The following is an 18,219-nucleotide window of genomic DNA, read 5'->3' as shown; positions in this document are numbered from 1 at the left end:
GGAAGACGAGACTCACGCATTCAGCCCGCCGTTCACGCTGATGACCTGTCCGGTGATCCGCCTTGCACCGTCGCTGCAAAGGAACAGCGCCAGCGGTGCGATGTCCTCCGCGACCGGCAGGCCGAGGCCGGCGCGCTTCGCTGCCTTGGCCATGCGTTCGGAGCCCAGGCGCCGCGCGCTTTCGCTGCCTTCGACGAAGCTGGGCGAGATGACGTGGGCGCGGATGCCGTCGCGGGCGGCTTCGACGGCGAAGTTGCGGATGAAGCCGATGGTCCCCGCCCGCGCCGCGCCGATCAGGGTCTGGCGCGGGGCGGCGTAGATCCCGGCGTCGGAGACGAAGGCGATCAGCGTGCCGCCCTGCTGCGCCAGCATCTCGTAGGCGGCATGGGCGAGCCGCTCGACCCAGCCGACCGAGACGGACAGGAACTCGCCGAAGACTTCGGGCGAGGTGCCGGGGAACAGGCCGGTGATGCCCTGCGGGCCGGTTGCCGTGCAGTCGATCACCGCATCGATGCGGCCGAACTGCTCGGCCACTTCAGCCACCAGCGCCTCGGCGGCGTCATCCTCGCGGATGTCCGCCGCGAAGCTGTCGACCATGCCGAAGTCGGACAGGTCGACCACCACGTCCTGCAATTTCTCGGCGTTGCGCCCGTGCAGCGCGACCTTCCAGCCCTGCTCCAGCGCAAGGCGGGCGATCGCGCCGCCGATCGAGCCGGATCCCCCGGCAATCAGGAGGACGCGGCCGTCGGACAATCAGTCGCTCTCGAACGCGGCGCGCATGTCGTCGGGCGCGAGGTCGGAGAACTTGGTGATGCGCGCCTCGAAGCGCAGGCGGACCTTGCCGGTGGCGCCGTGGCGCTGCTTGGCGATGATGAGTTCGGAAAGGCCGGTGACCTCCTCCATCTTCGCGCGCCAGGTTTCCCACTTGTCCTTGACGTCGATGCCATCGGTGTCGCTCGGGAACTTCGGTTCGGTCGCCTTCACGTAGTAGTCTTCGCGGAATACGAACCAGACCATGTCGGCGTCCTGCTCGATCGAGCCCGATTCGCGAAGGTCGGAGAGCATCGGCCGCTTGTCGTCGCGCGATTCCACCGCACGGGACAGCTGCGAGAGCGCGATCACCGGCACGCTCAGTTCCTTCGCCAGCGTCTTCAACCCGCGCGAGATTTCGGAAATCTCATTCACGCGGTTGTCGGTGGCGCGGCCCGATCCGGTCAGGAGCTGCAGGTAGTCGATGATGACGAGGCCGATGTTGTGGCGGCGCTTGAGGCGCCGTGCGCGCGTGCGCAGGCCCGCGATGGTGAGGCCCGGCGTATCGTCGATGAACAGCGGCAGTTCGGCGAGGCGCTGGCTGGCGAACGACAGCGACTGGAAATCCTCGCGGCTGATCTTGCCCATGCGCAGCGCTTCGGAACTGATGTTCGACTGCTCGGCAAGGATACGCGTCGCCAGCTGGTCGGCGCTCATTTCGAGGCTGAAGAAGGCCACCGGCGCGCCCACCGACTTCTCATGCGGCATGCCGTCGCGCACGGTGTCGTCGACGTAACGCTGTGCCGTGTTGAACGCGATGTTGGTGACGAGCGAGGTCTTGCCCATGCCCGGACGGCCGGCAAGGATGATAAGGTCGGAATCGTGGAGGCCACCGATCTTCTGGTTGACCGAGGTCAGGCCGGTGGTCTTGCCCGAGATGTGGCCGCCCGAATTGAACGCCTTCTCGATCGCCTGGATCGCGACGCGCGTGGCCGAGCCGAAGCTCTGCGCCTCGCTCTGCGTCGCGGCGCCTTCGGCGACCTTGTAGAGCGCAGCCTCGGCCTGCTCGATCTGCTCCATCGGCTCGACCGATTCGGAGGTATCCATCGCGCTCTCGACCAGGTTGCGGCCGACCGAGATCAGTTCGCGCAGCAGGGCGAGGTCGTAGATCTGCTCTGCCAGTTCGCGCGGGGCGAGCAGGCCCTGTCCGTCGGCGGTGAGTCGCGCGAGGTAGGCGACGCCGCCCAGCGCCTTGAGCGATTCGTCCGCCTCGAAATAGGGGCGCAGGGTGACCGGCGTGACCACTGCCTTGCGGTCGAGAAGCTGGAGAATCCGCTCGTAGACGCGGGCGTGGACGGGTTCGAAGAAGTGCTGCGGGGTCAGCGGGGTCTGCAGTTCCTCGATCACGCGGTTGTCGATGAGGACCGCGCCCAGGAACGCGGCTTCCGCCTCGACGTTGGCGGGCAGGGTGCGGACTTCCGCGCCATCGGCGCGGGCAAGGGCTACAGGCTGGACCATAAGCGCGGGACCATGCTCCGCCGGGCCGGATCGGGCAAGCGGGGTGGCAGGGGATATTAATCCACAGCTTGTGGAATGCCCGATAACCAGACTGCCACCGCCCCGAACCAAAGCCCACTTGCCCGTCCATGCCGCAACCGCGTAAAGGCCGATCGATCATGGCGGACCCGCGCATCTCTCACATCGAACTCGACGATGCGACCATCCTGTGGCGCAACGCGGATATCGAACAGGAACGCCGGATCGCCATCTTCGACCTGATAGAAGACAATGTCTTCAATCCCTTACGCTCGATGGAGGCGGGGAACGAAGGGCCTTACCGCCTGCGCCTGTCAGTGCGCGACGGGCGGCTTTCGCTGGAAATCACCGCAGAGGACGGCGCGCCGCTGGAGACGCTGGTGCTTGGCCTGGCGCGATTCCGGCGGCCGATCCGCGAGTATTTCGCGATCTGCGAAAGCTATTACCAGGCGATTCGCAAGGCCACCGCGCAGGAGATCGAGACCATCGACATGGCGCGCCGAGCGATCCACAACGAGGCCTCGGAACTGCTACTGGAGCGGCTCGCGGGCAAGGTCGAGACAGACCACGCCACCGCGCGGCGGCTGTTCACGCTGATCTGCGTCCTGCATATCCGCGGCTGAGGGGGCAAACGTGGCGCGCAAGGGGAAGGCTGCCGGTTTCGGCGGCAGGCGGTTGATGTGGCAGGCGCTGGGGGCGCTGCTGCTGGCGGCGATCGTGGCGGGTGCATGGGGCTGGTGGCACTTGCGCCACTGGACGCCCGACCGCGCGGTCTATCCGCTGCAGGGCGTCGAGATCGGCTCGGACGACGGCGAGGTCAGCTGGAAGTCGCTCAAGGCCATCGGCGCGGACTTCGCCTATATCGACGCGAGCGCCAGCGCTTTCGCGCGCGATCCGAACTTCGTCGACAATTTCGAGGCCGCCAAGGCGGCGGGGATGCAGGTGGGCGCGCTCCACCGCTACGATCCCTGCCAGCCCGCCGGGACGCAGGCGGCGAACTTCGTGACGACGGTGCCGCGCGACGCCAAGCTGCTGCCGCCCGCGGTCGAACTGGACATGGCGGCGGACAACTGCCCGGTGAAGGTCAGCGACGCGCGTGTCGAGAGCGAGCTGATGACCTTCCTCAACCAGGTCGAGACTCACGCGGGCAAGCCGGTGATCCTCAAGGTCACGCCCGCGTTCCAGTCCCGCTACGCCATCGCGCACAAGCTCGACCGCAACCTGTGGCTGGTGCAGGACCGCGTGGAGCCGGGCTATGCCGGGCGGCCGTGGACGATGTGGACGGCCAACCACGCGCTTGCCAACGAGGTTGCGCAAGGGGGGCTGCGCTGGGTAGTCGTGCTGCCATGACCGAGACCCGAGATTCCCTGATGGCCGCTGCCCGCAAGGCCGCCGGCGGCGCCTATGCGCCCTATTCCAACTTCCACGTCGGCGCGGCGCTGCTGCTTTCCGACGGCACCGTCGTGACTGGCGCGAACGTCGAGAACGCCAGCTACGGCCTGTCGCTCTGCGCCGAGACGGTCGCCGTCTCGGGCATTCTGGCGAAGGGCGAGCGGCCGAAGCTGGAGGCCGTCGCCGTCACTGGAGGCGCGCCGGGCGCTCCGGGCGAGGGACCGCAGGTGACGCCCTGCGGGCGCTGCCGTCAGGTGCTCAACGAGATCGCGCAGCTCGGCGGCACCGACCCGGTGGTCTGGTGCGACGGCGCCGAGGGCGTGCTGGAAACGCGCTTGTCCGAATTGCTGCCCCACGCATTCGGTCCCGCCAACCTCGGTTGAAACCCGTCGTCCCGGACTTGATCCGGGACCGCTGGCCGGGACGGCCGCCATAGCCGCACTTACTCAGCATCACCTGAATCCCTGCATCGTCATTCCCGCGAAGGCGGGAACCCATCTCCTGACGGCTCCTGTTGCACCGGCATCAGTTGGGTCCCCGCCTTCGCGGGGATGACGGATTGGTTGAGGCGATCATCTGGAGATAGCCGCCCGCTTCCGGGTCAGGCCCGGAACGACGAACGGATCGCACGGCGCATCGCAAGGCCTATTGTCTATCTTTTGAGTTGAGATATTCTCTCAGGCAGTCGGAACCGGCATGGAGTCGACCGGCGGAAGCTCGAACCTAAGGAGATTCCCATGGCAGTGCTTCGCAATTCCCCCTCGCAGGACGTGACCCCGCTGGTCCTGCTCGTCCCCGGAACGCCGCTGGCGCCGGGTCACTGGATGAACCGCTGGGCGCAGTGGAGCGAGCACTGCCGCGTGGTGGAGCTTGGCCTCTGGGACGAGCCGCACCGCAACACCTGGGTCAACAAGCTGAACCTCGCGATCCTGCGCGCCGACCGGCCGGTGGTGATCGTGACCGACGACATCGCCGCGCTGGCGCTGGCGTGGTGGGTGGAGTTCGAGGCGATCGGGGCGGAAAGCCCGGTGCTCGGCGCGCTGATCGTCAGCCCGCCCAACGTCGACCTTCCCGGCGCGGACGCGCGACTGGCGCGCTTCGGCGCCTGCCCGCGCAACCGGCTGCCGTTCCTGTCCTACCTCGTGAGCGATCCCGAAGTCCCGGCGGCGGAGCGCCGCGCGGCGGTGCGGCTCGCGACCGACTGGGGCAGCACCCCCGTCACCGCAGACCTGCGTGGCGATTGGGCGCAGGGCCGCGAACTGTTGCGCCCGCTGCTGGGGCTGGAGCCGTCCGCCGGCGAAGCGCGTCGGGTCGAATCGGGGGCACCCCGTCATTTCGCGGGGCTCTGAACCGCCTCCCGCTTTTTCCGCTCCGCTTCTCCGGTCCGGGTTCCCGTGATGCTGGGCAGGCGCCGCGAGTGATAGCCTCGCAGCGCCTCCTCCCCATGCCGGAGCCGCCGTGACCCCGACCGCCGCAAGTTCCCTCGTCCTCGTCCCTGCCGATCCGGCAGAGGCGCGGATCAACCACTTCAACGGCATCCGCCTGACGATGGCGCTGGCGGTGATCTGGTCGCACAGCTTCGCGCTCTACCTCGGCAGCGAGGAGCGCGAGCCGGTGTCGCTGCTCTTCGCGGGCTTCCACAACGCGGGCAGCCTTGCGGTGCGGGTGTTCTTCATCGTCAGCGGTTTCCTGATCGCGCAGAGCTGGCACGCGAGCCGCAGCCCGGGGGATTACTTCGCGAAACGGGCGCGGCGTATCTATCCGGGCTTCATCGCCGCGACGGCGCTGTGCAGCCTCGTCGTCGTGCCGCTCTATGCGACGGCGGGGTTCGGGCTGGTGACGCCCCATGCCGTGCTCGACTGGGCATGGCGCGCGATCACGCTCGACGGCAGGATCCCCGGCGCCGACGCCTTCGCGGCCAATCCGAACCCCGCCGTCAACGGCGCGCTGTGGAGCATCAAGTTCGAGGCCTGGTGCTACATCGGGCTGGCGGTGCTGGGGCTGCTCGGACTGCTGCGCCGCCCGTGGATGGTGCTGGCGGCGATGCTCGGCGCGATCGCGGGCAAGGGGCTGCTCGACATCGTCGGCAAGCAACCCGGTGGCGGTCTGGTGGAGGCGGTGTTCGGCTGGCCTTACGCGTGGCTCTCGCTCGCTCCGTGCTTCCTCGGTGGCGTTCTGGTGTGGTTCTGTGGCGCCCTGGTGCCGCGCAGTGCGTGGTTACTGACACTGCTGCTGGGCGCTCTGGTGGCGAGCGCGCAGTTCGGCGAGGGGTCGCGGATCGCCTTCGACATCCTGTTCCCCTTCGCGATCACCTATGCGGTGTTCTACGTCGCCTACAGCCGCATCGAACTGCCCGATGCCGCGCGTTTCGGGGACTTTTCCTACGGCGTCTACCTCTACGGCTTCCCGATCCAGCAGATGCTCAAGGCCAGCGTCCACCTGCCCTTCGCGGCCTATGTCGTGACCTGCCTCGCCCTCTCGCTGCTGGCGGGGGTGGCGAGCTGGAACCTCGTCGAGAAGTGGTTCGTCGGCAAGCCGAAGCCCCGCGCCCTGCGCGAACGGGCTCCGGCTCCCGGGATGCAGCCGGCTTAGGCGCTTTCGCGCTCCACCAGCCACTCCAGCAGCGCGCCCATGCAGTCGCGGCCCAGCTGCGTCGAGCGTTCCGGGCTCCAGCCCTGGCGCTTGTCGGCGGCAGGGTTGTGGTCCTTGAAGGGCATTTCCAGCGTCATCGACACCGCGCCGAAGCGCTCCGCCAGCTGGTTGGTGGACATCGTCAGGTTGCCCTTGCCGGGGCGGGTGAGGGGGTAGCCCAGCTTGGTCTGGAAGTCCGGCGTGCGGCGCTCCAGCAGCGTGGCGTAGCGGGTGTAGCCTGCCTGCTGCTCTTCCTTCAGCGAGGGAATGCCCTCGAACCCGGCAAGGAACACCGCCGGGATCGCCTCGTCGCCGTGGACGTCCATGGCGAAGTCGACGCCGGTCGCGTCCATCGCGTTGCGGATCGCCAGCACTTCAGGGGACTTCTCCGCCGTCGGCTCATGCCATTCGCGGTTGAGGTTCACGCCGACGGCGTTGGTGCGCAGGTGGCCACGGCGCGAGCCGTCCGGGTTGGCATTGGGCACGACATGGATGCGGCAGCGCTTGCGCAGTTCGCGGCCCACCGAATCGGCCGGATCGGCGAGCAGTTCGAGCGCGCCTTCCATCCACCACTCTGCCATCGATTCGCCGGGATGCTGGCGGGCATAGAGCCACACCTGCACCGCGCCGCTGCCCATTTCCAGGCAGTCGACCGCCTGGCCGTCCAGCGTCAGCCCGAGCGAGCGGTGAGTGACGCCCTCGGCCAGCGCGATGCTGGAGACGAGGTCGTGGTGGCGCTCCATCGAATAGGGCGCGAAGTAGGCGAACCACGCCAGTTCGCCTTCGGGCTTGTAGCGGATCGTCAGGGTGCCGCCGTCGCGCCCCTCGTCGAAGGCGCTGGCGGCGCGGCCCCAGTATTCGCGGTCCTCGGACACCACGGCGTCGTAGTTCGGCCAGCCCATCGGGTAGGCGGAACCGTTGAGGCCGGTGATGTGCAGCGTCAGTTCGCGCCCGCCCGCGCCAGAGACGCGGAAGTGGAACCACTGGAAGAAGTCCGATTCGTGGTCCTTGCGGATCGCGAGGTGCGCTTCCGCGCCGTTGACGGAGAGGACTTCGATGTTGCCGGAGTCGAACGAGGCGGTGATCTGGATGTCGGTCATTTCACCTGAATAGTTTCGCCCGACTGCCCCGGGAACCCCTTGAACAGCGCTTCGGCAACTTTCGCCGAGCCGAGCGGGGCCTGTGCGAGCGGCGAATCGCCGCGCACGACGAAGGCGGCGCGCCCTTCCCACAGGGCGGTGGCCGTCGGCGGGGCGGCGCGCTCGCGGATGGAGACGAAGACGCGCGTCTCGACCTGCTCCTTGGGCTTGCCCGAGAGGTCGAAGCCGATGCCGAGGCCCACGCCCGAACCGTAGCCGCCGGTGCCTCCGCCGACGCCGACCGATACCGGGCCGCGCTCGCGCTGCGGCTGGTAGGTGTTGCGCTCCAGCGTCAGCAGGGCGACCTGCGCGCTGCCGCTCTGGCCGGGGAGCGGCTCGGTATAGCCGATGCGGGTCAGTTCGCGCGCAACGGCGGCGGCATAAGTGCGGAATTCGAGGCTGTCGGCCTGACCCTGCGCGGGCTCGACGCGGATCGTGCCGCGACCGATGCGCGTTGTGTCGGGGGCATGGAAGCGCGTCACTTCCACCGGGCCGACCGGCGCGACGCAGGCAGACAGGGCGAGCGCTGCGGTGAGGGGAAGAAGGGCGGTCAGCGTGCGCATGGGTCTTGGTTCCTCTCCGGCCGTCGTGATCCTGAGGTCAGTGCACCGCCGAAGGGGCTTCGACAAGCTCAGCCTGAGGGTAAAACCCGCAAATGCCCGGCGAAGTTCCGGAAGCTGCGTCCATCCCGAGTTTGCCGGAGGGGCGATGCCCCATCCGTCAGCCGGCGCGGCCGACTCCGTCGGGGGCGATCGTGTCGGCCTTGGGGAAGTTGTCGAACAGCGCGCCTGCAAGCTTGGTGGCGATCATGCCGTCGGGCCACTTGTCGTCGCCTTCGCGCGTGGCGATGGTGGCGTAGCCTTCCCACAGCACCTTGCCGCTGGCCCGGTCGACGATCTGCGCGTCGAGGCGGGTGGAGACGAGCGCGGAGCGCGGCTTGGAGAGATCCACGTTAATGCCGAGGCCATAGGCCTGCCCGTAAGTGCCCACTTCCATCGCGGCGGTGCCGCTGACGGGATTGCGCTTTTCTTCGGCAGGGGTGAGCACCTGGCGGGAGATGCGCAGCTTGGTGACTTGCGGCTGCGGCGTGTCGGGGTGGAGCGTATCGTAGCCCGCGCCCACCAGCGCATCGATGATGGCAGCCTCGTAAGTGCGGCGGGCGCTGGCAGCGACCCAAGGGCCGTCGCCCGATTCGGATTCCACCGAGACGGGGCCGTGGCCGAGTTCCGCCGCTTCGGCGTCCTTCGAAACGAATCGGGTGACCTCAACGCGGCCTTCGCGCGAATCCCTGCTGCGGGACGGGCTGGAAGTGCTCGGCGAATCGAGCATCGAGCCTCCCCAGCCGGGGCGTCCGTAGCCGCCGCGCCAGCCCGGACCCCAGCTCGGTCCCCATTGGGCCTGCGCCGTGGAGGCGAGCAGAACGGCTGCCGTAGCGGCGGCAAAAGCAGCGCCTTTGAGGATTTTCATGATGGTTCAGTCCGAAATCGGTGGTGTCGCGCCCGAATGTGACGTTATGGGGGCAGCAAGTTGCCCGGCGATGAACGAAACATAAGTGCTGCGCTGCAGGGCCGCAACGCCCCGTCGTGCTTGACTTTGGCGGGCACTGCCCTTAACGGCGCCACTTCGAATTTCCGGCGGTCGGTAACCGCCAAGACGACACGGACGAGATAGACCATGAAGATTCGCAACAGCCTGAAGTCGCTCAAGGACCGTCACCGGGACAACCGCGTGATCCGTCGTCGCGGCCGCACCTACGTCATCAACAAGACCAACCGTCGCTTCAAGGCCCGCCAGGGCTGATCCTGTACGCCCGCTTTCGTAGCGGGCGATGACAGGCGGACGGTTTCGTCGCGTGCATGAGGCCCCCGCCGACCGCGGGGGTCTTGTCATGTCTGCCGTTCGTGAAAATCCTGGCCGTGAAATTGCGACTCCGGTTTCCGCCGTCGTCTTCGATGTCGGCAAGGTGCTGGTCGAGTGGGACATGCGCCTGCTCTTCGCCAGGCTGATCGACGATCCCGCGCGGCTCGACTGGTTCATGGCCAACGTCGTCACGCAGGACTGGCATTTCGAGCACGACGGCGGGCGCGACCTCGCCGAGATGGTCGCCGCCCGCAAGGCCGAGTTTCCCGGCCACGACGACCTGCTCGACGCCTACGCCACGCGCTTTGGCGAGACCATCCCCGGCAACGTCCCCGGCAGCCACGAGATCGTGCGCGAACTGTCGGCGCGCGGCGTGCCGCTGTTCGCGATCACCAACTTCGCCAGCACCTTCTGGCACGAGTTCCGCGCCGGTGAACCGCTGTTCGACCTGTTCGGCGACATCGTCGTTTCGGGCGACGAGAAGCTGCTCAAGCCCGACGCGCGCATCTTCGACCTCGCCGCGCGCCGCTTCGGCCATGCGCCGGAGGCGATGCTGTTCATCGACGACAACGCCGCCAACATCGCCGCCGCGCGCGACCTTGGCTGGCAGGTGCATCACTTCGCCGATGCCGACGCGCTGCGGGCGGACCTGACGGAGCGTGGGCTGCTGGCGTCGTCCCGGACTTGATCCGGGACCGGTGGTGGTCTTTAGGTGCGCGCCGTCCGCCAGTGCCCTGCCGAAGAGTGGGTTGGTCACTGCCAGCGGTCCCGGATCAAGTCCGGGACGACGCCGCATTGATGACCGAAACGCTCCGGTTTCCCGCATTTCAGCGTTCGGTTAATTTTCTTTCGCAGTTGCAGCGAGACTGCTTGGCAAGTCCCGATTCCTGTTGCATCAATCGGTCAACAGGGAGTCACAATGGCGACTGCGGGCAGCAAGAACTTCGACGAGATGCTCAATGCGGACGGCTCCGTTCGTCCCGCTTACGAAGAATTCCGCCAATGGTTCGACGGTCAGGACACCACTTGGCTGCGCCGTCAGGACGCCGAGGCGGAACGCTTCTTCCGCCGCATCGGCATCACCTTCAACGTCTACGGGGATGACGCGGGCGAGGAACGCCTGATCCCCTTCGACATGATCCCGCGGATCATCACCGCGCGCGAATGGCGCAAGCTGACGCGCGGGATCGAGCAGCGGGTGCGGGCGATCAACGCCTTCCTGCAGGATCTCTACCACCGGCAGGAGATCATCCGCTCCGGCCGCCTGCCGATCGAGGCGCTTCGCAACAACGAGGCGTTCCTGACGCAGATGATCGGCTTCACGCCGCCCGGCGGGGTCTACACCCACATCGTCGGCATCGACCTCGTCCGCACCGGCCCCGACGACTTCATGGTGCTGGAAGACAACGCCCGCACCCCTTCCGGCGTCTCCTACATGTTGGAGAACCGCGAGACGATGATGGCGATGTTCCCGGAACTGTTCACCAAGGTTCCGGTGCGCCCCGTCTCCGACTATCCGCGCCGCCTCGCCCGTAGCTTGCGGGCCTGCGCCCCCGCCGCATACAAGGGTGGCAGCAAGCGGCCGGTCGTCGCGGTGCTGACGCCGGGCATCTACAATTCCGCCTATTTCGAGCACGCCTTCCTCGCCGACCAGATGGGCGCGGAACTGGTCGAGGGCAGCGACCTGCGCGTCATGGACGGGCGCGTGTGCATGCGCACGACCACCGGGTACAAGGCGATCGACGTCATCTACCGCCGCGTGGACGACGATTACCTCGACCCGCTGACCTTCAATCCGAACTCGGTGCTGGGCGTTGCGGGCATCTTCGATGTCTACCGTTCGGGCGGCGTCACCATCGCCAATGCGCCGGGCACCGGCATCGCCGACGACAAGGCGATCTACAGCTACATGCCCGAGATCGTCGAGTTCTACACCGGCGAGAAGCCGATCCTCCAGAACGTGCCGACCTGGCGCTGCTCGGAGGCGGATTCGCTGGGCTACGTGCTCGACAACCTTGCCGACCTCGTCGTCAAGGAAGTCCACGGTTCGGGCGGCTACGGCATGCTGATCGGCCCGACTTCCTCCAAGAAGGAGATCGCCGAGTTCGAGGCCAAGCTGCGCGCCAAGCCGGGCAACTACATCGCCCAGCCCACGCTCTCGCTCTCGACCGTGCCGATCTTCACCAAGGAGGGCCTCGCTCCCCGGCACGTCGACCTTCGCCCCTTCGTGCTCGTCTCACCCGACGGCATCGACATCACGCCCGGCGGGCTGACCCGCGTGGCGCTCAAGAAAGGATCGCTGGTGGTCAATTCCTCGCAAGGGGGCGGCACCAAGGACAGCTGGGTGCTGGACGAATGAGCGGGGTGACCAACTGATGCTCGGACGTGCAGCCAACGGCGTCTACTGGATGAGCCGCTACCTCGAGCGGGCGGAGAACACCGCGCGCCTGATCGACGTGGGCTTCCACCTCGCCCTCACGCGCGGCAGCCGCCAGTCGCAGGACGAGGAATGGAAATCGGTCCTCACCACCACCGGCCAGTTGGAGGACTACCAGCGCACGCATTCGGAATTCACCGGGCCGCAGGTGTTCAACTACCTGCTGCGCGAGAAGGACAACCCCGGCTCCGTCCTCGCGATGGTGGAGAATGCGCGCACCAATGCCCGCGTGGTCCGCACCAGCCTGACCAATGCCGTGTGGGAAACCACCAACGAGGGCTGGATGCACTTGCGCGAACTGCTCGCGCGACCGGTGCGGGAAACCAACCTCGGCGAAGTGCTTATGCAGATCCGCCGAACCGGCACGCTGGTGCGCGGCGCGCTGGAAGGCACGATGCTGCGCAACGAGGTGTTCAACTTCTCGCGCATCGGCACCTTCATCGAGCGGGCGGACAACACCGCGCGCATCCTCGACGTGAAGTACTACGTGCTGTTACCCTCGGCGGCGTGGGTTGGCTCCAGCCTCGACAACGTGCAGTGGGACACGCTGCTGCGCTCGGTCGCGGGCAACCGCGCCTATTCGTGGCTCAACGCAGGGTCCATGGACCCCCGCGGGATCGCCCGGTTCCTCATCCTCGACGGCCAGTTCCCGCGCAGCCTGATGTTCTCCTACGACAAGATCCGCAGCAACATGGCGGGGCTCGCCAAGGAATACGGGCACGAGGTTCCGGCGCACGAACTGCTGCGCAATGCGGGAGCGAAGCTGCACCAGACCACGATCGAGGACATCTTCGAGACCGGGCTGCACGAATTCCTGCAGGACTTCATCGGCAAGACCATCGAGATCAGCAGCGCCATCGCCGCCGATTACCGGTTCAGCGAATAGGATCTGGCTGTGTCACTATCACTTCGTCATTGCGAGCGTAGCGAAGCAATCCACGGGCAACGCGGTGCGGCTCCGGATCGCCGCGGACCTGCGGTCCTCGCGATGACGATCCGTGGGGAACAGCCATGCTCCTGACCGTCAAGCATACCACGCGCTACATCTTCGCCGATCAGGTGACGCACGGCCTCCAGCGCCTGCGCCTCAAGCCCAAGTCCACGCACGGGCAGGAAGTGGTCGAGTGGAACATGACGCTGGCCGGAGCGGCGCCGCAGGCGTCCTACGAAGACCAGCACATGAACCACGTCGACCTCGTCTCCATCGAGCCGGGCGTGCCCGAGGTCGTCGTGACGTGCGAGGGCACGGTGCGCACGGTCGACAACAACGGCGTCGTCGGCCCGAACTTCGGGTTGATGCCGCTGTGGTGCTTCCTGCGGCCGACCAAGCTGACCAGGCCCGGTACGAAGGTCCGTCAGCTTCTGGCCGGGATCGAGGCCGACCGCACCGACATGCTGGGCTACCTCCATACCCTGTGCCGCGTGATCGGCGAGCAGGTGGAGTATGTTCCCGGCACCACCGATGCGCACACCACGGCGGAGCAGGCGCTGGCGGCGGGCAAGGGCGTCTGCCAGGACCACGCGCATATCTTCATCGCGGCGGGGCGGATGCTCGACGTGCCGATGCGCTACGTCGGCGGCTATCTGAGGATGGACGACCGGGTGGAGCAGGAGGCCGGGCACGGCTGGGCCGAAGCGCACGTTCCCGGGCTCGGCTGGGTCGGGTTCGACGTCTCCAACGCGATCTGCCCGGACGAGCGCTACATTCGCGTGGCGACGGGCTGCGACTATTCGGAAGCGGCGCCCGTCACCGGCATCGCGATGGGGGCGGGGGAAACCCGGCTCGACGTTCATTTATCGGTAGACGAGAATCGGGTAGGAATGCAGCAGCAGCAGTCCGGCTCCGGTGGCACACAGGCGCAGGGCGGCTGAACGTTCGTATAGGGCGGTTGCATCGTCGGGTGGGGGCACCTAAGTCGCACCGGGCCGGGGGGCTCGGAACAACGGGTTTGCACGGGGTTAAGTAAGGTACCATGACTTATTGCGTCGGCATGATGCTCGATCGCGGGCTCGTCCTGATGAGCGACACGCGCACCAATTCGGGCGTCGACAACATCTCGACCTTCCGCAAGATGTACCACTGGGAGATCCCCGGTGAGCGCATCATCACGGTCATGACCGCGGGCAACCTCGCCACCACGCAGTCGGTCATCAGCCAGCTTGAGGAGCGTAACAAGGCCCCGTCGGAGCGGCACAACTCGCTGCTCGAAGCGCCGACGATGTTCAAGGTCGCCTCGATCGTGGGCAATCTGCTGCAGGACATCATCGAGGAACGCGCCGCCGACAACGGCCAGAACGCGGCAGCGGGCACCTTCAGCGCCTCGATGATCGTGGCGGGCCAGATCAAGGGCATGGAACCGCGGCTGTTCCTGATCTACCCCGAAGGCAACTTCATCGAGGCGAGCTTCGACACGCCCTTCTTCCAGATCGGCGAGACCAAGTACGGCCGCCCGATCCTGATCCGCGGCTATGAGCGCGACATGAGCTTCGAGAGCGCGGTGAAGCTGCTGACGGTCTCGTTCGACTCGACGCTCAAGGCCAACCTCTCGGTCGGCCTGCCGCTCGACCTGCTGGTGATCGAGCGGGACCAGTTCACCCCGCGGCATGAGCGGCGGATCGACGCTTCGGATGCGTATTTCCGCTCGGTCTCGACAAGCTGGAGCGAGGCGCTGCGCAATGCCCTCGACGGGCTGCCGGACTATCGGATGGACCCGGCGCTGAAGGAAGTTTCGGGGTAATACCGTTACCATTCGTCGTTGCGAGCGTAGCGAAGCAATCCAAGGCAACCTCAGGCCGCGCTGGATTGCTTCGCTACGCTCGCAATGACGAACTTTGAGGGCATCGTCGTCCCGGATCAGGTCCGGGACGACGCGGTATCCCACACCAGCGGCAGGTTGCGGATCGACAGCAGCCCCGGAAACACCGATGTATCCGCGCCCGGCTTCGGCCTGAACTCGGGCACGCGCCTGAACCATTCCTCCAGCAGCAGCCGCAGTTCCCGCCGCGCGAGGTGCGCGCCGAGGCAGATGTGGACGCCGCCAACGAAGGTGAAGTGCCGGTTGGCCTTGCGCTCCGGATCGAAGGTGCGCGGGTCGGTGAACTGCGCGGGGTCGAAGTTGCCCGCCGGGTTGAGGCACTGGAACGAGTCGCCCGCGCGCACCTGAATGCCGTGCCATTCGAAGTCCTTCGTCGCGGTCCGCGCGGAGGAGAGGATCGGCTGGGTGCGCAGGAATTCCTCCACCGCCCCGTTGATGAGTTCCGGCCGCTCGCGGATCGTGCGCTGGATTTCGGGCTGGAGGGCCATGCGGCGGAACATCTGCGCGATCGTCGCCGCCACGGTGTCCAGCCCGCCGAGCCAGAGGAACCAGACCATGCCGATCTTCTCGTCGTCGGTCGGTGCGCGGCCCTCTATCCTGCCGTGGACGATGGCGGAGACGAGGTGCTCGTCGGGCTCGCGCTCCTTCTCGGCGATGAAGCCGCGCAGGAAGTCGAGCACGCCGCGCAGCGCTGCCTGCATCTTCTCCAGCGAGCCGGAGTGCAGGATGTCCCACTCCCAGTCGAGGAACTGCTCGAACATCGGCGCGGGAAAGCCCATCAGGCCCATGAAGATGCGCACCGGGTAGACCCGCGCGAAGTCCCAGGCCATGTCGACCTCGCCCTTGTCGGCGACCGCATCGATCATCTCGACGACGACCTCGCGGATGCGCGGTTCCAGCTCGCGGGTGATCCGCGCGGGGCTGAAGTAGGGCATCAGGTAGAGCCGGTACTTCTGGTGGTCCGGCGGGTCGATGGCCAGCGGGATGGACTTGAACGTCTCCCCGATCAGGCGCTGGAATTCGGCGGTCCCGGCGTTCGAGAAGTGCTCGTTATCGGTATAGACCCGCTCGATGTCGGCATAGTGCGACACCACCCAGTTGCCCTGCTGCCGTCCCGATATCGCGCCGAGCCCGTAACGCGCGGGTGGGTTGAAGAGCAGGCGCGGGATATCCTCGCCATTCAGCCAAGCGAAGGGCTCGTAGGGATCGACGAGGTCGTTGGGCTCGCTGCCGTTGGCGAACGAAAGGTCGACGATGCGGTCCTTCGGCACGTTGTCCGGCGCATCGAAGTCCACGCGGATGTCGTCAAGCGTTCGCGATTGTGGCATGTTCGTCTCCCGGACGAATAGATGCCCGGACGGCCGCTCCCCAACAAGAGGGCCGCAAGCGAGACGAACCACGCAATCCCGCCGTCTCGCGCCCCGCAACGCCAGTCATCGTCCCGGCGTTGCCCTGCGCGATTGTCTCAGCCCGGCCCGATTGCGAAACGAGAGGCAATTGTTTTTCGGGAGATTGAGTGATGGCCGAGTCTGACACCCAGGAGATGGCGGCGAACGCCCGCAAGTACTGGTCGGCGGAAGGATATACCGAGGGCGGCGTAATCCGCGAGGTGGACTACGCCTCGCAGTCGCGCGGGCTCGATCCGATGTTCGAGGGCATCAAGATCGTCGACACCGACACCCACATCACCGAGGCGCCGGACCTGTTCACCAGCCGCGCCCCGGCGGGCTGGAAGGACAAGATGCCGCGCGTGGAGCGGGTCAACGGCACCGACCGCTGGTTCGTGGGCGACCGGGACTTCGGCACGCTGGGCGGCAACGTCATCCGCGCCGACAACAACAAGCTGCTCGGCCGCCTCGCCTTCCCCAAGCTGGAGCAGGCGCACCCCGGCGGCCATGAACTGAAGGCGCGCCTTCAGGCGATGGACGACATGGGCGTCCACGCGCAGATCTGCTTCCAGAACTCGGGCGTGACGCAGGCAGGCTCGCTGATGAGCCTCGGCGATCTCGACCTCGCGCTCAAGGTCATCCAGATCTACAACGACGCCTCGGCCGAGTTCCAGGAGACGTCCGGCCAGCGCATCTTCAACATGGCGCACCTGCCGTTCTGGGACCAGAAGGCGCTGGAAGCCGAGGCGAAGCGCTGCCACGACATCGGTCTCAAGGGCTTCGTCCTGCCCGACACGCCCGAGCGCGTCGGCGTGCCCAGCTTCAACCATGACTACTGGACCCCGTTCCTGGAGATGTGCGACGCCACCGGCATGCCGCTCAACTTCCACCTCAATGCGGCGATCGACCCGAACACGCTGACCTGGGAAGGCTTCAAGTTCGAGCAGACGCTGTCGGTGGTGGCGACGATGTTCTCCATCGGCAACGCGGCGACGCTCGGCAACTGGATGGTCTCGGGCCGCCTCGACCGTCACCCCGGCCTCAAGATCGGCCTCATCGAGAGCGGCGCGGGCTGGGTGCCCTTCGCGGTCGAGGCGCTGGAACACCAGTTCCGCGAGATGCTGCCGATCATGCGCGACGTGCTCCGCAAGCAGCCCTGGGACTACTTCCGCGACCACTTCTTCTGCACCTTCTGGTTCGAGAAGATCGCGCCCAAGTACCTGCTGGAGATCATCGGCGTCGACAACGTGATGTTCGAGACCGACTTCCCGCACCCCACCTCGCTCTATCCGGGCGTGCAGGAGCACCTGAAGGACGTGCTGGGCGGCTACGACCACGCCACGCGCAAGAAGGTGCTGCAGGACAACGCGGTGCGGCTGTACAACCTGCCGTTCTGAGCCGCCCAAATTCCTCCCCGAGCTCGCTCGGGGAGGTGGCAGCCCGTTAGGGCTGACGGAGGGGGAACTGGCTGAGCTCTCCCCCTCCACCACCGCTTCGCGGCGGTCCCCCTCCCCGAGACAAGCTCGGGGAGGAACTATCAATGCCGATAAAACAGCGTGATCGACGCGACGTGGTTCATCCGCGTGCGTCCGCGCGTCTGGTCGATGGTCTGGTTGAGGTAGCCCAGTTCCAGCGTCGATGCACCCGGCAGGCCCACTTCCGCGCCGACGAAGCTGCGCAGCTGGTCGAAGCCCGCACGCGCGCCCCAGTCGGTGTCGTTGAACGCCACGAAGCCCTCGGCGTAGACGAGCGCGTTCACCGCGTCGCTGCCCTGCTTGAGCGGGTGCTCGTAGCGGAGCATCTCGCGCAGGCGCCAGCCCATGTCGCTGCCGTTCGAGCGCCAGCGCTGTTCGAGCCGCGTGCGCGAGGACAGTTCGCCGCCGAAAGGCTTGCCGAGCGCGACGTTGAGCTGCTGGAAGCTGCGCTCCTCGTTGATGTCGCGCCCGCCGTCCACCGGCGTGATGACATGGGCGTAGCCCTGGTACAGCGTGACCTTCGGCGAGAGCTTCACTCCCACCGCGCCGCGCAGCAGCAGGGCGTCGAGGCGCGAGATGCCATCGCCCACGCGCGGCTGGAGCTCGGCGAAATAGACCACGTCGCCCGAGATCGGCCCCATCGCCGTCAGGTTGACCCAGGCCTGCTCGTCGTGCGTCGTCTCGGCGTGCGCGCCGGTTGCGAAGGCGAAGGTTGCAGCGGCGGCGAGGAGGGCAGGGCGAAAGGTCATGCGATCCTTGAGTGTAATGGCAGGCAGGGCGCCGATGCGATATGGC

The 18,219-nt window shown here is 66.9% G+C and carries 19 protein-coding genes; 12 read left to right on the top strand and 7 right to left on the bottom strand.

Annotation, left to right across the window (positions count from 1 at the left end):
- Nucleotides 1-12: 12 nt before the first annotated feature.
- Both LO787_RS10495 and LO787_RS10490 read right to left on the bottom strand, forming a co-directional pair.
- Nucleotides 13-753, bottom strand: coding sequence for an SDR family NAD(P)-dependent oxidoreductase (locus LO787_RS10495; protein ID WP_232495777.1), 741 nt, complete (start codon nucleotides 751-753; stop codon nucleotides 13-15).
- On the bottom strand, nucleotides 754-2,268 hold the full coding sequence (locus LO787_RS10490) for a replicative DNA helicase (RefSeq protein WP_232495776.1): 1,515 nt from the start codon (nucleotides 2,266-2,268) through the stop codon (nucleotides 754-756).
- A gap of 158 nt (nucleotides 2,269-2,426) precedes the next feature.
- On the opposite strand from LO787_RS10490, the gene LO787_RS10485 reads away from it, so the two are divergent.
- The 5 genes from LO787_RS10485 to LO787_RS10465 all read left to right on the top strand — a co-directional run bounded on the left by LO787_RS10485 (nucleotide 2,427) and on the right by LO787_RS10465 (nucleotide 6,270).
- Complete coding sequence (locus LO787_RS10485; RefSeq protein WP_232495775.1) at nucleotides 2,427-2,909, top strand: UPF0262 family protein; 483 nt, start codon at nucleotides 2,427-2,429, stop codon at nucleotides 2,907-2,909.
- 55 nt (nucleotides 2,910-2,964) lie between these two features.
- Complete coding sequence (locus tag LO787_RS10480) at nucleotides 2,965-3,636, top strand: glycoside hydrolase family 25 protein (protein WP_232496293.1); 672 nt, start codon at nucleotides 2,965-2,967, stop codon at nucleotides 3,634-3,636.
- Nucleotides 3,633-4,061 carry a cytidine deaminase gene (locus LO787_RS10475; RefSeq protein ID WP_232495774.1) on the top strand — a complete coding sequence of 143 codons (429 nt, stop codon included), beginning with the start codon at nucleotides 3,633-3,635 and terminating at the stop codon, nucleotides 4,059-4,061. Before LO787_RS10480 ends, LO787_RS10475 begins: the two co-directional genes overlap by 4 nt.
- 354 nt (nucleotides 4,062-4,415) lie before the next feature.
- Nucleotides 4,416-5,027, top strand: a complete 612-nt coding sequence (locus LO787_RS10470) for an RBBP9/YdeN family alpha/beta hydrolase (protein ID WP_232495773.1) — start codon at nucleotides 4,416-4,418, stop codon at nucleotides 5,025-5,027.
- A 109-nt stretch (nucleotides 5,028-5,136) separates the two neighbouring features.
- Nucleotides 5,137-6,270: an acyltransferase family protein gene (locus LO787_RS10465; protein ID WP_232495772.1), complete on the top strand. Its 1,134-nt coding sequence runs from the start codon at nucleotides 5,137-5,139 to the stop codon at nucleotides 6,268-6,270.
- Here the strand turns inward: LO787_RS10465 and LO787_RS10460 are convergent.
- The 3 genes from LO787_RS10460 to LO787_RS10450 all read right to left on the bottom strand — a co-directional run bounded on the left by LO787_RS10460 (nucleotide 6,267) and on the right by LO787_RS10450 (nucleotide 8,915).
- Nucleotides 6,267-7,409, bottom strand: coding sequence for a M14 family metallopeptidase (locus LO787_RS10460; RefSeq protein ID WP_232495771.1), 1,143 nt, complete (start codon nucleotides 7,407-7,409; stop codon nucleotides 6,267-6,269). The genes LO787_RS10465 and LO787_RS10460 overlap by 4 nt on opposite strands.
- Nucleotides 7,406-8,011, bottom strand: coding sequence for a DUF4136 domain-containing protein (locus tag LO787_RS10455; RefSeq protein WP_232495770.1), 606 nt, complete (start codon nucleotides 8,009-8,011; stop codon nucleotides 7,406-7,408). The genes LO787_RS10460 and LO787_RS10455 overlap by 4 nt, the downstream gene beginning before the upstream one ends.
- 157 nt (nucleotides 8,012-8,168) lie before the next feature.
- On the bottom strand, nucleotides 8,169-8,915 hold the full coding sequence (locus tag LO787_RS10450; RefSeq protein WP_232495769.1) for a DUF4136 domain-containing protein: 747 nt from the start codon (nucleotides 8,913-8,915) through the stop codon (nucleotides 8,169-8,171).
- 207 nt (nucleotides 8,916-9,122) lie between these two features.
- On the opposite strand from LO787_RS10450, the gene ykgO reads away from it, so the two are divergent.
- From ykgO to LO787_RS10420, 6 genes are all read left to right on the top strand, one after another.
- Nucleotides 9,123-9,248 (top strand): type B 50S ribosomal protein L36, encoded by a 126-nt coding sequence (gene ykgO / locus LO787_RS10445; protein WP_003046794.1) that lies wholly within the window; start codon nucleotides 9,123-9,125, stop codon nucleotides 9,246-9,248.
- Between the two features lie 88 nt (nucleotides 9,249-9,336).
- Nucleotides 9,337-9,996 (top strand): HAD-IA family hydrolase, encoded by a 660-nt coding sequence (locus tag LO787_RS10440; protein ID WP_232495768.1) that lies wholly within the window; start codon nucleotides 9,337-9,339, stop codon nucleotides 9,994-9,996.
- A 231-nt stretch (nucleotides 9,997-10,227) separates the two neighbouring features.
- The gene (locus tag LO787_RS10435; RefSeq protein WP_232495767.1) at nucleotides 10,228-11,667 is read left to right on the top strand and encodes a circularly permuted type 2 ATP-grasp protein; all 1,440 of its coding nucleotides are present in this window, start codon (nucleotides 10,228-10,230) and stop codon (nucleotides 11,665-11,667) included.
- 16 nt (nucleotides 11,668-11,683) lie between these two features.
- Nucleotides 11,684-12,631, top strand: a complete 948-nt coding sequence (locus tag LO787_RS10430; protein WP_232495766.1) for an alpha-E domain-containing protein — start codon at nucleotides 11,684-11,686, stop codon at nucleotides 12,629-12,631.
- Nucleotides 12,632-12,756: 125 nt separating this feature from the next.
- Nucleotides 12,757-13,617, top strand: a complete 861-nt coding sequence (locus LO787_RS10425; RefSeq protein WP_232495765.1) for a transglutaminase family protein — start codon at nucleotides 12,757-12,759, stop codon at nucleotides 13,615-13,617.
- Between the two features lie 101 nt (nucleotides 13,618-13,718).
- Nucleotides 13,719-14,483: a proteasome-type protease gene (locus LO787_RS10420; protein WP_232495764.1), complete on the top strand. Its 765-nt coding sequence runs from the start codon at nucleotides 13,719-13,721 to the stop codon at nucleotides 14,481-14,483.
- A gap of 116 nt (nucleotides 14,484-14,599) precedes the next feature.
- Here the strand turns inward: LO787_RS10420 and LO787_RS10415 are convergent, their stop codons facing one another.
- Complete coding sequence (locus LO787_RS10415; protein ID WP_232495763.1) at nucleotides 14,600-15,889, bottom strand: cytochrome P450; 1,290 nt, start codon at nucleotides 15,887-15,889, stop codon at nucleotides 14,600-14,602.
- A 191-nt stretch (nucleotides 15,890-16,080) separates the two neighbouring features.
- On the opposite strand from LO787_RS10415, the gene LO787_RS10410 reads away from it, so the two are divergent.
- Entirely contained in the window at nucleotides 16,081-17,346 is a 1,266-nt protein-coding gene (locus LO787_RS10410) for an amidohydrolase family protein (protein ID WP_232495762.1), read from the top strand.
- A 140-nt stretch (nucleotides 17,347-17,486) separates the two neighbouring features.
- Here LO787_RS10410 and LO787_RS10405 read toward each other — a convergent pair whose 3' ends face one another.
- The gene (locus tag LO787_RS10405; RefSeq protein ID WP_232495761.1) at nucleotides 17,487-18,173 is read right to left on the bottom strand and encodes a DUF2490 domain-containing protein; all 687 of its coding nucleotides are present in this window, start codon (nucleotides 18,171-18,173) and stop codon (nucleotides 17,487-17,489) included.
- Nucleotides 18,174-18,219 lie beyond the last annotated feature (46 nt).

Source organism: Novosphingobium kaempferiae (genome assembly GCF_021227995.1).
In the GTDB taxonomy this organism is placed as follows: Bacteria; Pseudomonadota; Alphaproteobacteria; order Sphingomonadales; family Sphingomonadaceae; genus Novosphingobium; species Novosphingobium kaempferiae.
The sequence above is the reverse complement of the archived record's forward strand: the minus strand, read 5'-3'. Positions and strand labels throughout refer to the sequence as shown.